The sequence below is a fragment of the Burkholderia ubonensis genome, assembly GCF_902833085.1.
Taxonomy (GTDB): Bacteria; Pseudomonadota; Gammaproteobacteria; order Burkholderiales; family Burkholderiaceae; genus Burkholderia; species Burkholderia ubonensis.
In genome coordinates this window covers 96,953-111,013 of sequence record NZ_CADFEB010000007.1, presented here as the reverse complement: position 1 = coordinate 111,013, position 14,061 = coordinate 96,953, and the positions used below count along the sequence as shown (strand labels likewise).

Here is a 14,061-nt window from a genome sequence, read left to right as displayed (position 1 = left end):
CACGCCGCCCAACACCCTTCGAAGATTCGCCATGACGTCCCAACTGCACAAAAAGGGCGAGGCCTGGTCGGCCCGCTTCTCGGAACCGATGTCCGAGCTGGTCAAGCGCTACACGTCGTCGGTGTTTTTCGACAAGCGCCTCGCGCTCGTCGACATCGCCGGCTCGCTCGCGCACGCGAAGATGCTCGCCGCGCAGAAGATCATCAGCGCCGACGACCTGGCCGCGATCGAACGCGGGATGGCGCAGATCCAGGGCGAGATCGAGCGAGGCGAATTCGAATGGCAGCTCGACCTCGAGGACGTCCACCTGAACATCGAGGCGCGCCTGACCGCGCTGATCGGCGACGCCGGCAAGCGCCTGCACACGGGCCGCTCGCGCAACGACCAGGTCGCGACCGACATCCGCCTGTGGCTGCGCGGCGAGATCGACCGCATCGGCGGCCTGCTGGGCGACCTGCGCGGCGCGCTGATCGACCTCGCGGAACAAAACGCCGACACGATCATGCCCGGCTTCACGCACCTGCAGGTCGCGCAGCCGGTCACGTTCGGCCACCACCTGCTCGCGTACGTCGAAATGTTCTCGCGCGACGCCGAGCGCATGCGCGACTGCCGCACCCGCGTGAACCGCCTGCCGCTCGGCGCGGCCGCGCTCGCGGGCACGAGCTACCCGATCGACCGTCACGCGGTCGCGAAGACGCTCGGCTTCGACGGCATCTGCGCGAACTCGCTCGACGCGGTGTCGGATCGCGACTTCGCGATCGAATTCACGGCCGCGGCCGCGCTCGTGATGACGCACGTGTCGCGCTTCTCGGAAGAGCTCGTGCTGTGGATGAGCCCGCGCGTCGGCTTCATCGACATCGCCGACCGCTTCTGCACCGGCAGCTCGATCATGCCGCAGAAGAAGAACCCGGACGTGCCCGAGCTCGCGCGCGGCAAGACCGGCCGCGTGAACGGCCACCTGATGGCGCTCCTCACGCTGATGAAGGGCCAGCCGCTCGCGTACAACAAGGACAACCAGGAAGACAAGGAACCGCTGTTCGACACGGTCGACACGGTCGCCGACACGCTGCGGATCTTCGCCGAGATGGTCGCGGGCATCACCGTGAAGCCCGACGCGATGCGCGCGGCCGCGCTGCAGGGCTTCTCGACCGCGACCGACCTCGCCGACTACCTCGTGAAGCGCGGGCTGCCGTTCCGCGACGCGCACGAGGCGGTCGCGCACGCGGTGCGGATCTGCGACGATCGCGGCATCGACCTCGCCGACCTGACGCTCGACGAGATGAAGCAGGAGCTGCCGAACGTCGCGCACCTGATCGGCGACGACGTGTTCGGCTACCTGACGCTCGAAGGCTCGGTCGCGAGCCGCAACCACCCGGGCGGCACCGCGCCGGACCAGGTGCGCGCCGCCGTGAAGGCCGCGCGCGCGGCGCTCGGCAAGTAAGCGTCGCCGCGAACGGACGCCCCGCGGCGTCCGTTTCTTGTTGGCGCGGGCCGCTCACGTTGCGTGCGTCGCCCGCCTTCTCCCCCGACTTCCGGACCTCAGCAATGACGTTTTCCGCCGCGATCTTCGACATGGACGGCCTGCTCATCGATTCCGAGCGGACGATCATGAACACGTGGATCGACGTCGCCCGCGCGCACGGCGTCGGGCTGTCCGTCGCCGACTACCTGCAGATCGTCGGCCGCTCGTTCGCGGAAGGCCAGACGATTCTCGCGGGCATCATCGGCGACACCGGCACGTTCGACGCGGTCCGCATGCGCGTGCGCGAACAGCTCGCGGCGCCCGAACCCCATCCGAAATTCCCGCTGAAGCCCGGCGCGCACGCGCTGCTGAACGCACTCGCGCAGGCCGGCATCCCGTGCGCGGTCGCGTCGTCGTCCGCGCGCGACGTGATCCGCGCGCGGCTCGACGCGGTCGGCGCGCTGCCGTTCTTCCACGCGCTCGCGGGCGGCGACGAAGTCGCGCGCGGCAAGCCCGACCCGGCCGTCTACCGGCTCGCCGCCGAACGGCTCGGCGTGCCGGCCCACGCGTGCATCGCGTTCGAGGACAGCGATTTCGGCGCGCAGGCCGCGGCCGGCTCGGGCGCGTCGGTCGTCACCGTGCCCGACCTGAAGGCGCCCACGCCGGAGATCGTCACGCTGAGCCTGCACGTGCTCGCGTCGCTCGACGACGCGCTCGCCCTCGTGCCGGCGTGGTTCGGGCTGCACGACGCGCAGCGCGCGTAGGCAACCCACCTCCCCAAATGAAAACGGGCACCTCCCGGTGCCCGTCTTTCCTTGCCACGATGCGTCGCCTGGCCGTCAATTGTTGCCGGCCGTCTCCGACAGGCGCTTCATCGTCGCGATGCGCGCGCCGATGATGTCGATGCGCCCGTCCTCGCCGACGAGCGGCGCGGTCGCGTCGCGGTACGTGACCCACGCGCGCTGCGCATGCACGAGCGTCGCGGCCGAATGCGCGGGCATCTTGCGCCGCAGCTTCTGGTAATAGCGGTTCAGGTCGAACAGCGCGTGCTCGCACGCGGCGTCCTGCTCGCACGGCCGGATGCGGCGCAACGGATCGCGCGCGTCGTTCCTGGGCGCGTTCGCCGGGCCGCTCGCATCTGCATTCGCCGCGTTCGCCGCGCCGTTGTCCGCCGCCTTCGCCGCCACCTGGCCCGGCCCGCCGGCCGGCGCCGCATAACGATCGGCCGCCGCCCGCAGCGCGAGCGCGCGCTCGCGCACCGGCTGCAGCTGCATGTCGGCGCTCGCCATCGTGTACATCGTGCCGCGCGTCGTGTCGTACACGGCCGTCAGCAGGTGCGCCTCGTCCTTGCGCCACATCAGCCAGCGCCGCTGGCTCTCCTGCCAGCCGCGCTTCGCGTCGGCGGGCGCGTCGTTCAGCAGGCGCTTGTACGCGGCGTCCATCACCGTCTGCCACTGCTGCTGCGCTTCGCCCATGCACTGGATCTGCCCGGCCGTCGACGAGCGGTCGCGCTGCGCGAGGCACTGCCGCATCGCGACGTCGATCGGATCGGCCGCCGCGACTTCCGCGTGCGCCCCCCCCAACCCCGCCGACCAGGCCGCCCAGGCGACGAGCGCGGCCGCGGCCGCGCGCATCGTCCCGATTCGATTCCGTGCCATCGTCAGTCGCGCACGCAGTCGACGAAGTACTCGACGCGCCCGTTCACCTCTTCCGCGACGAGGCCGTGGATGTCGGTGTGGAAGCCCGGGAAGCGCTCGTTGAAGTCGCGCGCGAACCGCAGGTAGTTGACGATCGTCTTGTTGAAGCGCTCGCCCGGAATCAGCAGCGGAATGCCCGGCGGGTACGGCGTCAGCAGGATGCTCGTCACGCGGCCTTCGAGCTCGTCGAGCGGCACGCGGTCGATCTTGCGGTGCGCGAGCTTCGCGAACGCGTCCGACGGCTTCATCGCCGGCTCCATGTCCGACAGGTACATCTCGGTCGTCAGGCGCGCGATGTCGTTCGCGCGGTAGACGTCGTGGATCTGCGTGCACAGGTCGCGCAGGCCGACGCGCTCGTAGCGCGGATGCTGCGCGACGAATTCCGGCAGCACGCGCCACAGCGGCTGGTTGTTGTCGTAGTCGTCCTTGAACTGCTGCAGCTCGGTCACCATCGAGTTCCAGCGGCCCTTCGTGATGCCGATCGTGAACATGATGAAGAACGAGTACAGGCCCGTCTTCTCGACGATGATCCCGTGCTCGGCGAGGTACTTCGTGACGATCGCGGCCGGGATGCCGGTCTCGCCGAATTCGCCGTCCACGTCGAGCCCCGGCGTGATGATCGTCGCCTTGATCGGGTCGAGCATGTTGAAGCCTTCCGCGAGCGGGCCGAAGCCGTGCCAGCGGTCGTTCGGCTTCAGCATCCAGTCTTCCCGCGAGCCGATGCCTTCCTGCGCGAGGTCTTCCGGCCCCCACACGCTGAAGAACCAGTCGTCGCCGTACTCGGCGTCGACCTTGCGCATCGCGCGGCGGAAGTCGATCGCCTCGGCGATCGATTCCTCGACGAGCGCGGTGCCGCCCGGCGGCTCCATCATCGCGGCCGCAACGTCGCACGACGCGATGATCGCGTACTGCGGGCTCGTCGACGTGTGCATCAGGTACGCCTCGTTGAAGCGGTGCTTGTCGAACGTGCGGTTCTCCGAATCCTGCACGACGATCTGCGACGCCTGCGAGATGCCCGCGAGCAGCTTGTGGGTCGAGTGCGTCGCGAACACGAGCGCGCCGGTGCGCGGCCGGCCGTCGCCGATCGCGTGCATGTCGCGATAGAAGTCGTGGAACGTCGCATGCGGCAGCCACGCTTCGTCGAAGTGCAGCGTGTCGAGCAGGTCGCCGAGCAGGTCCTTGATCATCTCGACGTTGTAGACGACGCCGTCGTACGTGCTCTGCGTGATCGTCAGGATGCGCGGCTTCATGTCCGGATTCTGGCGCATCGCCTCGCGCGCGAACGGGTTCGCCTCGATCTTCTTGCGGATGTTCTCCGGCTTGAACTCGTCGCGCGGGATCGGGCCGATGATGCCGAAGTGGTTGCGCGTCGGCGTGAGGAACACCGGAATCGCGCCCGTCATCGTGATCGCGTGCAGGATCGACTTGTGGCAGTTGCGGTCGACCAGCACGATGTCGCCGGGCGCGACCGTCGCGTGCCAGACGATCTTGTTCGACGTCGACGTGCCGTTGGTCACGAAGAACAGGTGGTCGGCGCTGAAGATGCGCGCCGCGTTGCGCTCGGACGCGGCCACCGGGCCCGTGTGGTCGAGCAGCTGGCCGAGTTCGTCGACCGCGTTGCAGACGTCCGCGCGCAGCATGTTCTCGCCGAAGAACTGGTGGAACATCTGGCCGAGCGGGTTCTTCAGGAACGCGACGCCGCCCGAGTGGCCCGGGCAGTGCCACGAGTACGAGCCTTCGTCCGCGTACTTGACGAGCTCCTTGAAGAACGGCGGCGCGAGCGAGTCGAGATACACCTTCGCCTCGCGGATGATGTGGCGCGCGACGAACTCCGGCGTGTCCTCGAACATGTGGATGAAGCCGTGCAGCTCGCGCAGGATGTCGTTCGGCAGGTGGCGCGACGTGCGCGTCTCGCCGTACAGGAAGATCGGGATGTCCGCGTTGCGGCGGCGCACTTCGCTGACGAACGCGCGCAGCTCGATGATCGCGGTGGCCAGTTCGGGCAGCTCGCCGTCCGGGCCCGTCTCGCCGAGCATGAGTTCGTCGTCGTCGATCGACAGGATGAAGCACGACGCGCGGCTCGACTGCTGCGCGAACGACGTCAGATCGCCGTAGCTCGTGAGGCCGAGGACTTCGACGCCCTCCTTCTCGATCGCTTCGGCCAGTGCCCGGATGCCGGAGCCCGAGATGTTCTCGGAGCGGAAATCTTCGTCGATGATCACGACGGGGAAACGAAACTTCATGGGCGAATCTCCAAAAAGAACGACCGCGGCGCGTCACGCGCAGCGGTCACCTGATAACCGGTCGGTGTATGGCTGATATGCAACCAGATCAGGTTTTCGGCAGCGTGACACCCCGTTGCCCTTGATACTTGCCGCCGCGATCCGCGTACGACACGTCGCACACCTCGTCGCTCTCGAAGAAGAGCACCTGGGCGACGCCTTCGTTCGCGTAGATCTTCGCGGGCAACGGCGTGGTGTTCGAGAATTCCAGCGTGACGTAGCCTTCCCATTCGGGCTCGAACGGCGTCACGTTGACGATGATCCCGCAGCGCGCGTAGGTCGACTTGCCGAGGCAGACCGTCAGCACGGTGCGCGGAATGCGGAAATATTCGACGGTGCGGGCCAGCGCGAACGAGTTCGGCGGGATGATGCACACGTCGCCCTTGAAATCGACAAACGAACCCTCGTCGAAGTTCTTCGGATCGACGATCGTCGAGTTGATGTTCGTGAAGATCTTGAATTCGTCGGCGCAGCGGATGTCGTAGCCGTAACTCGACGTGCCGTAGCTGACGATCCTGCGGCCGTCCGCGGACGCACGGACCTGATCGGGCACGAACGGCTCGATCATCTTGTGCTCTTCGGCCATGCGCCGGATCCACTTGTCGGACTTGATGCTCATAAATGGGCGCCAGAAAACGCTGCGTGACTGTCAGGGAGGGCCGTCCGCCCAGGGCGGCGGCCGGGAAAGGCGCACATTTTACGCGATCGCGACGGCGCGCATGCGGCCCTTGTCATCAGCGGATCACGCCGCACGCGAGCGCGGGCCCCGCGCCGTGCTGCGGGAACGCCGGATCGCTCGGGTCGCGATGCACGAGCGCCGAGCGGCCGAACGCCGAGCGCACGCCGTCGAGAGCCAGGTCGGGCGCGACGATGAAACCCGCCGCGACGCCGTTCGCGTCCGCGTGGATATTGCCGAGGTCGCCGGCGACGCGGGCGCCCGCGCGCAGCCGGTCGGCGGCCGGCGCGAACACCTGGCCGGCGCTCGAGCCGTCGCCCGCATTGCAGTCGCCGCGCTCGTGCACCTGCAGCGCGTGGTCGCTGTTCGGCGGCAGGCCCACCAGGTTGTAGGTGACCTGCACGCCGTCGGGGCGCTCGACGAGCGTCACCATGCCGCGCGCCTGCGACCCGACCGTCGGTTGCAGTTGCGCGTCGGCGCGCTTTTCGTGCGTCGATGAAAAGGAAGTACAGCCGGCCAAGAGGCCCAGCGCGGCGGCGGCCAGCAGCGCGTGCCGCACGCTGCCGGCGCGCGCGCCGTGATGTCGATCGTTCATGCGTTCCTCATGCCGGCGGACGCCGCTTGTGGCGTGGCGCCCACCGGGCGGGTAAAGGGACCCTGGAAAAGTCGCCATGATACCGCGCCTCGCGGCGGCGTAAACAGCGTCCGGCCCCGCCCCGCAAGGGTTTTACGTATTTTGAACAACGATGCTCGGAAACTTCGACGTCATGTCGCGTGCGCGCTCGGCAATCGCGAGCGCGACGCCGCGCGCGATTTCCCGATAACGCTGCGCGAGCTTGCCGTCCGGATCCGCCGCGACCGTCGGCGCGCCGCTGTCGGCCTGCTCGCGGATCGCGATGTCGAGCGGCAGGCTGCCGAGCACGTTCACGCCGTAGTCCTGCGACAACCGCTGCGCGCCGCCGGCGCCGAAGATGTGCTCCTCGTGGCCGCAGTTCGAGCACACATGGATGCTCATGTTCTCGACGATGCCGAGGATCGGGATGCCGACCTTCTCGAACATCTTGAGGCCCTTCTTCGCGTCGAGCAGCGCGATGTCCTGCGGGGTCGTGACGATCACCGCGCCCGTCACCGGCACGCGCTGCGCGAGCGTCAGCTGGATGTCGCCGGTGCCCGGCGGCATGTCGACGATCAGGTAGTCGAGCTCGCGCCAGTTGGTCTGGCGCAGCAGTTGCTCCAGCGCCGACGTCGCCATCGGGCCGCGCCACACCATCGGGTTGTCCTCCTCGATCAGGAAGCCGATCGAGTTGGCCTGCAGCCCGTGGCCGACGAGCGGGTTCATCGACTGGTTGTCCGGCGACTCGGGCCGCTGGCCGTGGATGCCGAGCATCGTCGGCAGCGACGGGCCGTAGATGTCGGCGTCGAGGATGCCGACCGACGCGCCTTCCGCGGCCAGCGCGAGCGCGAGGTTGACGGCCGTCGTGCTCTTGCCGACGCCGCCCTTGCCGGACGCGACCGCGACGATGTTCTTCACGTTCGGCAATAGTTTGACGCCGCGCTGCACGGTATGCGCGACGATGTCCTGCGAGACGGCGACGCGCGCATCGCGCACGCCCGGCACGGCCTCGAGCGCAGCGCTCACGCGCGCGCGCACATCGTCATGAAGGCTCTTCGCCGGATAGCCGAGCACGACGTCGACGCTCACGACGTCGCCGTCGATCGCGACGTTGCGCACGCCTTTGCTGGCCGCATACGGGCGGCCGGTGTTGAGATCAACGACAGCCGCGAGCGCGGCGTCGACGAGTGCCCGGTCAATGCTCATCGAAACTCCGTGAAAACGTTCTTTTCGCACCCAAACGTCAAGAATTATCAAATAACGCGGCGAAAATCGGGAAAAGTGAAAGAATCTGTTGCATGCCATTGCGCGAACGCGCGGGCCGGCGCAATCTTCGCGTGCGGCGCGGCCATGGGGCCAAATCGACCCCGTACCGCCTATATTGTAGAGGCTGACGCGTCGCGCTGCCCGAACAGCCACGCTGCCGGGCAGGGCATGCGGTCGCCGCGGCGACCGCCGCGCGTGCAGGATCGCCCCTCTTTTTCCGGGCGGGCCTGCCCGGGAAGCCGTACCTGTTGTTGTTGTCGTTGTCGACTCGTTCAATCAAGAGAGGAATCCAACATGAACATGAAAATCGCGACTCGCCTGTCCGTCTTCGTATTGGCCGGTGCGGTTCTCGCCGGCTGCGCGACGTCGCCGCAAGGCACCAACACGGCCGTCGGCACGGGCGCGGGCGCCGCGCTGGGCGCCGGCATCGGCGCGCTGGCGGGCGGCGGCAAGGGCGCGGCGATCGGTGCAGGCGTCGGCGCGCTGGTCGGCGGCGTGACGGGTTACAACTGGCAGGCGATCAAGAACAAGCTCGCGCCGTCGGCGGCCCAGACCGGCACGCAGGTGACCGAGCAGCCGGACGGCTCGCTGAAGCTGAACGTGCCGAGCTCGGTGACGTTCGCGACGAACCAGTACGCGATCACGCCGGCGTTCACGCCGCTGCTGAACGACCTCGCGACGACGCTGAACCAGAACCCGCAGGTCACCGCGTCGGTCGTCGGCTACACCGACAGCACCGGCTCGGCAGGGCTGAACCAGACGCTGTCGCAGAACCGCGCGCAGAGCGTCGTCAACGCGCTGACGCAGCGCGGCGTCGCCGGCGGCCGCCTGTCGGCGCAAGGCATGGGCGCGTCGAACCCGATCGCCGACAATGCGACCGAAGCCGGCCGCGCGCAGAACCGCCGCGTCGAGATCTACCTGCGCGCTGCCCAGCAGTAAGCGCGCAGGCGGGGGAATGCGCGGCTCGCGCCGCCCGCACTGCCCCGCCGGACAAGGCTTCCGGCGGGGCAAGTAACAAATCGAAAAAAATTTCGAACTTCTGTCGCGTTCCGCGGTCTTTCTTTACGGTACGTGGCTGGTGTTGCCGGCGCGTCACCATTCTCCTCTTGTCGTTGTTGCTCCGGGGCCGTATCCGCCCCGGTTTTTTTTGCCTGCGCAATTTGCGCTGCAACGCAACATTCGACACCCGGACACGCCGCTTGCAGCCCGCTGCGTCCCGCCCGTGCCACCTGGGCCGGCCACCCGCCTGTCCGGCCCGCGCCCCTGCTAGAATCGCAGTTTCCAGTGGTTTCCCGCCGTTCCTCTACAGACCCTATGTCCGCATCCGACCTCACTTCCGTGCAGGCCGCGCCGCAAGGCCGCCGCCAGATTCTCGTCACGTCCGCTCTGCCGTACGCCAACGGCCAGATCCACATCGGCCACCTGGTCGAGTACATCCAGACCGACATCTGGGTGCGGACGCTGCGAATGCACGGCCATGAGGTCTACTACATCGGCGCCGACGACACGCACGGCACGCCGGTCATGCTGCGCGCCGAGAAGGAAGGGCTGACGCCGAAGCAGCTGATCGACCGCGTCTGGACCGAGCACAAGCGCGACTTCGACAGCTTCGGCGTGTCGTTCGACAACTTCTACTCGACCGATTCGGACGAGAACCGCGTGCTGAGCGAGCAGATCTACGTCGCGCTGAAGGAAAACGGCCTGATCGCCGAGCGCGAGATCGAGCAGGCGTACGATCCCGTCAAGGAAATGTTCCTGCCGGACCGCTTCATCAAGGGCGAGTGCCCGAAGTGCCACGCGAAGGACCAGTACGGCGACAGCTGCGAAGTGTGCGGCTCGACCTACCTGCCGACCGAGCTGCTGAACCCGTATTCGGTGGTGTCGGGTGCGACGCCGGTGCGCAAGACGTCGAAGCACTACTTCTTCCGCCTGTCCGATCCGCGCTGCGAAACGTTCCTGCGCGACTGGGTGAGCGGCCTCGCGCAGCCGGAAGCGACCAACAAGATGCGCGAATGGCTCGGCGACGCCGGCGAAGCGAAGCTCGCCGACTGGGATATCTCGCGCGACGCGCCCTACTTCGGCTTCGAGATCCCGGGCGCGCCCGGCAAGTATTTCTACGTGTGGCTCGACGCGCCGGTCGGCTACTACGCGAGCTTCAAGAACCTGTGCGACCAGCGCGGGATCGATTTCGACGCGTGGATCCGCAAGGGCTCGACCGCCGAGCAGTACCACTTCATCGGCAAGGACATCCTGTACTTCCACACGCTGTTCTGGCCCGCGATGCTCGAGTTCTCCGGCCACCGCACGCCGACCAACGTGTTCGCACACGGCTTCCTGACGGTCGACGGCGCGAAGATGTCGAAGTCGCGCGGCACGTTCATCACCGCGCAAAGCTACATCGACACGGGCCTGAACCCCGAGTGGCTGCGCTACTACTTCGCCGCGAAGCTGAACGCGACGATGGAAGACCTCGACCTGAACCTCGACGACTTCCAGGCGCGCGTGAACAGCGACCTCGTCGGCAAGTACGTGAACATCGCGAGCCGCGCGGCGGGCTTCCTGCTCAAGCGCTTCGACGGCCGCGTGCAGGACAGCGCGATGAACCATCCGCTCGTCGCGAAGCTGCGCGACGCGATTCCCGGCATCGCCGCCCACTACGAGGCCCGCGAATACGGCCGCGCGCTGCGCCACACGATGGAGCTCGCCGACGAAGTCAACGCGTACGTCGACGGCGCGAAGCCGTGGGAGCTCGCGAAGGATCCGGCCAACGCCGTCGCGCTGCACGAGACCTGCAGCGTCAGCCTCGAGGCGTTCCGCCTGCTGTCGCTCGCGCTGAAGCCGGTGATGCCGCGCGTGGCGGTTGCGGTCGAGTCGTTCTTCGGCATCGCGCCGCTCGCGTGGGCCGACGCCGCGAAGCCGCTGTCGTCGGAGCAGCCGATCAAGGCGTACCAGCACCTGATGACCCGCGTCGACGCGAAGCAGATCGACGCGCTGCTCGCCGCGAACCGCGATTCGCTGGCCGGCGCGGGCGCCTCGACGGATGCGGCCGGCAGCGCGAAGGCCGCGAAAGCCGCGACGGCCGACGCCAAGGCCGCGAAGACGAACGCGAAGCCCGCAGCGGCCGCGAACGGCGCGGACGACACCGGCGCGCCCATCTCGATCGACGATTTCGCGAAGATCGACCTGCGCATCGCGAAAATCGTCGCGTGCCAGGCGGTCGAAGGCTCGGACAAGCTGCTGCAGCTCACGCTCGACGTCGGCGAGGAGAAGACCCGCAACGTGTTCTCCGGGATCAAGTCCGCGTACCAGCCGGAGCAGCTCGTCGGCAAGCTGACCGTGATGGTCGCGAACCTCGCGCCGCGCAAGATGAAGTTCGGCCTGTCCGAAGGGATGGTGCTCGCGGCGTCGGCAACCGACGAGAAGGCCGAGCCGGGCCTCTACATCCTCGAGCCGCACAGCGGCGCGAAGCCCGGCATGCGCGTGAAGTAAGCCGCACGCGCCGCCGCTTGCGCGACAGCCCCGCACGATGCGTGCGGGGTTTTTTTATGCTTGGGCCGCGCGGTGCGTACCGCGGACGGATTCCGCTACCATGTCGGCTTGCGCGGCAGCCGCTAGCGCATGCCGACGCAATATGCAGCACCGGAACCCGCCGGATTCCGACGATCGCCGCGAGCGGTCGGCCACGGGCCGTGGCGGCGGGGCTCCGCCCACAGAACAACGAAATGAAAACGCACCCGACACCTTCCCGGCCGGCCGGACGCGCGCGTCGTCCCGCATGAGCCGCGCCCGTTCCCCGATGACGATCCCGCTCGTGCCGGTCGCCGACGCGAACGGCGTCGCGCCGCTCGTCGCGCGCAGCCGCGCGTTCGACGCGCTCGCCGAACGCTTCGCGTGGCTCGCGCTGCGCGAGCCGCCCGCCGACGACAATGCCCGCTGGCACGCGCACAGGCTCGGCAAACGCGCGATCCGCTTCGCGCAGCCGCTGACGTTCACGCCCTACGCCGCCGCGCAGCCCTGCTCCGCGCGCTGCCGGTTCTGCTCGGAAACGCTCGTCGACGAGACCGCGTCCGGCCCGATGGCCGCGAGCCTGCGCCCGGGCGCGAGCTACTTCGACACGCTCGGCCGCGCGCTGCGGGCGCTGCGCGGCGTGCCGCTGTCGTATTCGCTGTCCGGGCTCGAGAACACCGACGATCCGGGCTGGCTGCTGTCGCTCGTCGCGACCCTCGGCGCGGCCGGCGACGACGGCCCCGACGTCGGCGGCAGCGTGCTGTATACGAACGGCGCGGGCCTCGTCGAGCACGGCGGCGCGCTGCTGCCCGCGCTCGCGAGCTTCGGGCTGTCGTGGCTCGAATGGTCGCGGCATCACGATCGCGACGACGTGAATCAGTCGATCATGCGCTTTCGCCCCGGCCAGCCCGTGATGCGCGACGCCGCGTTCGAGACGGCGTTCGCCGCCGCGCGCGAGCGCTTCCCGGTCAAGCTCGTCTGCATCGTGCAGCGCGGCGGCGTCGAGACGCCGGCCGACGTGCTCCGTTACCTGGACCGCGCACGCGTGCTCGGCGCGAGCGCCGTGATCTTCCGCGAGTTCTCCGCGCTGCCCGACACGTACCGGCACAACGCGACGCGGCGCTACGTCGACCACGCGCGGATCGCGATCGACGCGCTGCTGCTCGCGTGCGTCGCCGACCCCGCGTTCGCCTCCCGGTGCGAGCCGATCGCGCTGACGGGCGGCTACTACTTCTGGAACGCGCGCTGGGCGCACCGCGACGGGTTCGAGGTCGTGTTCGAGGCGTCCGACTACGGCGCGATGCGCGAGCATGAACTGCGCGACGCCGTGTACAAGCTCGTATTTCATCCGAACGGCAACCTGTGCGCGGGCTGGCAACCGACGCGCGACATCCTGTGGAGCGACGATGACCACCGTGACTAGCTGGCTGCGCCTGACCGAAGAGGCCGCCGACACCACCCTGCCCGCCGACCTGCGCGCGCGGGATTCATTCGCCGCGCGCGATTGCGGCTGGGTCGAGCAGATGGTGCCGTTCATCGGCAGCCACGCGACGCCGGGCGGCTGGATCGTCGATCCATTCTGCGGCTTCGGCACGACGCTCGTGGCCGCTGCGCAATGCGGTGCGCCGGCGCTCGGCGTCGAGGTCGATCCGGAGCGCGCGGCGTTCGCGCGCGAACGGCTCGCGCGGGCGGGCGCCGCGGCCGGCCGCCATCCGGTGCTCGCGGGCGATTTGTCGACCATCGCGACGCAAGCCTCCGCGCGCAGCGCCGGCGGCCCGTTCACGCTGTGCCTGACGAGCGTGCCGTACTTCGGCTGCGACGAGCTGCCCGGCAAGGCGTCCGACGGGCAGCTGTACGGTGTCGCGCACTACGCGCCGTATCTGGAACGGATGCGCAACGTATTCGCGGGCGTGCACGCGCTGCTCGAACCGGGCGGCTGGTGCATCGCGATGGCGCAGAACCTGCGCCTCGGCGGCCGGTTCGTGCCGCTCGCGTGGGATGTCGCGCGGCTGCTCGGCGAACGCTTCGAGCTGCACGAGGAGCGCGTGCTGATCTACGAACGCGCGGGCGGCCCCGCGCCGCACGGCGACGGCGCGACCGATCGCACGCACGAGTACGCGCTCGTGTGCCGCAAGGCGCCGCTTGCGAGCGACGCCGACGCCGCCCGTGCGCTCGTCGCCGCGCTGACGCGCGACGGCTTCGCGTTCGCCGTGATCGGCGGCTTCGCGCGCCGGCTCGCGGCCGAAGCGGGCCATGGCGATGACGACGCCGATGCGCCGCTGAACGACGTCGACCTCGTGGTGCCGCCCGACGACGCGGGCGTATCGCGGCTGCTGCAATGGCTGGAAGCCGACGGCTTTGCGCTGGAATCGTGGAATGCACGGATCACGCCGCCAGTCGCGGCCGCCGCGCTGCGCTACCGCCACTACTTCCGCGCGCGGCGGGTCGATGCGCACGGCCGGCTGTTGCAGGTCGACGTCACGGTCGCCGACACGCGGGAAGGATACGCCGCGTGCGCGGCGGCAGGCGCGAACGACCGCTGAGCCGGTTGCGCGCGC

The 14,061-nt window shown here is 68.8% G+C and carries 11 protein-coding genes; 6 read left to right on the top strand and 5 right to left on the bottom strand.

What is annotated here, in order from left to right; genetic code table 11:
* The first annotated feature begins 31 nt into the window (after nucleotides 1-31).
* Together argH and HWX31_RS20325 are read left to right on the top strand one after the other, a co-directional pair.
* The gene (gene argH, locus HWX31_RS20330; protein WP_059714530.1) at nucleotides 32-1,441 is read left to right on the top strand and encodes an argininosuccinate lyase; all 1,410 of its coding nucleotides are present in this window, start codon (nucleotides 32-34) and stop codon (nucleotides 1,439-1,441) included.
* Between the two features lie 104 nt (nucleotides 1,442-1,545).
* A complete protein-coding gene (locus HWX31_RS20325; protein WP_059612725.1) occupies nucleotides 1,546-2,226 on the top strand; it encodes an HAD family hydrolase in 681 nt (226 codons plus the stop codon).
* 75 nt (nucleotides 2,227-2,301) lie between these two features.
* Here HWX31_RS20325 and HWX31_RS20320 read toward each other — a convergent pair whose 3' ends face one another.
* The 5 genes from HWX31_RS20320 to apbC form a co-directional block, all read right to left on the bottom strand.
* Complete coding sequence (locus HWX31_RS20320) at nucleotides 2,302-3,096, bottom strand: lysozyme inhibitor LprI family protein (protein ID WP_174962232.1); 795 nt, start codon at nucleotides 3,094-3,096, stop codon at nucleotides 2,302-2,304.
* Nucleotides 3,097-3,122: 26 nt separating this feature from the next.
* Complete coding sequence (locus tag HWX31_RS20315; protein ID WP_059537053.1) at nucleotides 3,123-5,402, bottom strand: arginine/lysine/ornithine decarboxylase; 2,280 nt, start codon at nucleotides 5,400-5,402, stop codon at nucleotides 3,123-3,125.
* A gap of 88 nt (nucleotides 5,403-5,490) precedes the next feature.
* Nucleotides 5,491-6,060, bottom strand: a complete 570-nt coding sequence (dcd, locus tag HWX31_RS20310) for a dCTP deaminase (protein ID WP_096471512.1) — start codon at nucleotides 6,058-6,060, stop codon at nucleotides 5,491-5,493.
* Between the two features lie 115 nt (nucleotides 6,061-6,175).
* Nucleotides 6,176-6,712 carry a superoxide dismutase family protein gene (locus tag HWX31_RS20305; RefSeq protein ID WP_059612727.1) on the bottom strand — a complete coding sequence of 179 codons (537 nt, stop codon included), beginning with the start codon at nucleotides 6,710-6,712 and terminating at the stop codon, nucleotides 6,176-6,178.
* A gap of 132 nt (nucleotides 6,713-6,844) precedes the next feature.
* The gene (gene apbC / locus HWX31_RS20300; RefSeq protein WP_174962197.1) at nucleotides 6,845-7,936 is read right to left on the bottom strand and encodes an iron-sulfur cluster carrier protein ApbC; all 1,092 of its coding nucleotides are present in this window, start codon (nucleotides 7,934-7,936) and stop codon (nucleotides 6,845-6,847) included.
* A 354-nt stretch (nucleotides 7,937-8,290) separates the two neighbouring features.
* On the opposite strand from apbC, the gene HWX31_RS20295 reads away from it, so the two are divergent.
* The 4 genes from HWX31_RS20295 to HWX31_RS20280 all read left to right on the top strand — a co-directional run bounded on the left by HWX31_RS20295 (nucleotide 8,291) and on the right by HWX31_RS20280 (nucleotide 14,046).
* On the top strand, nucleotides 8,291-8,935 hold the full coding sequence (locus HWX31_RS20295; protein ID WP_059537049.1) for a YiaD family glycine zipper/OmpA-like lipoprotein: 645 nt from the start codon (nucleotides 8,291-8,293) through the stop codon (nucleotides 8,933-8,935).
* A 375-nt stretch (nucleotides 8,936-9,310) separates the two neighbouring features.
* The gene (gene metG, locus HWX31_RS20290) at nucleotides 9,311-11,485 is read left to right on the top strand and encodes a methionine--tRNA ligase (RefSeq protein WP_174962199.1); all 2,175 of its coding nucleotides are present in this window, start codon (nucleotides 9,311-9,313) and stop codon (nucleotides 11,483-11,485) included.
* A gap of 307 nt (nucleotides 11,486-11,792) precedes the next feature.
* Nucleotides 11,793-12,926 (top strand): hypothetical protein, encoded by a 1,134-nt coding sequence (locus HWX31_RS20285; protein WP_174962234.1) that lies wholly within the window; start codon nucleotides 11,793-11,795, stop codon nucleotides 12,924-12,926.
* Entirely contained in the window at nucleotides 12,910-14,046 is a 1,137-nt protein-coding gene (locus HWX31_RS20280) for a DNA methyltransferase (RefSeq protein ID WP_174962201.1), read from the top strand. The genes HWX31_RS20285 and HWX31_RS20280 overlap by 17 nt, the downstream gene beginning before the upstream one ends.
* Nucleotides 14,047-14,061 lie beyond the last annotated feature (15 nt).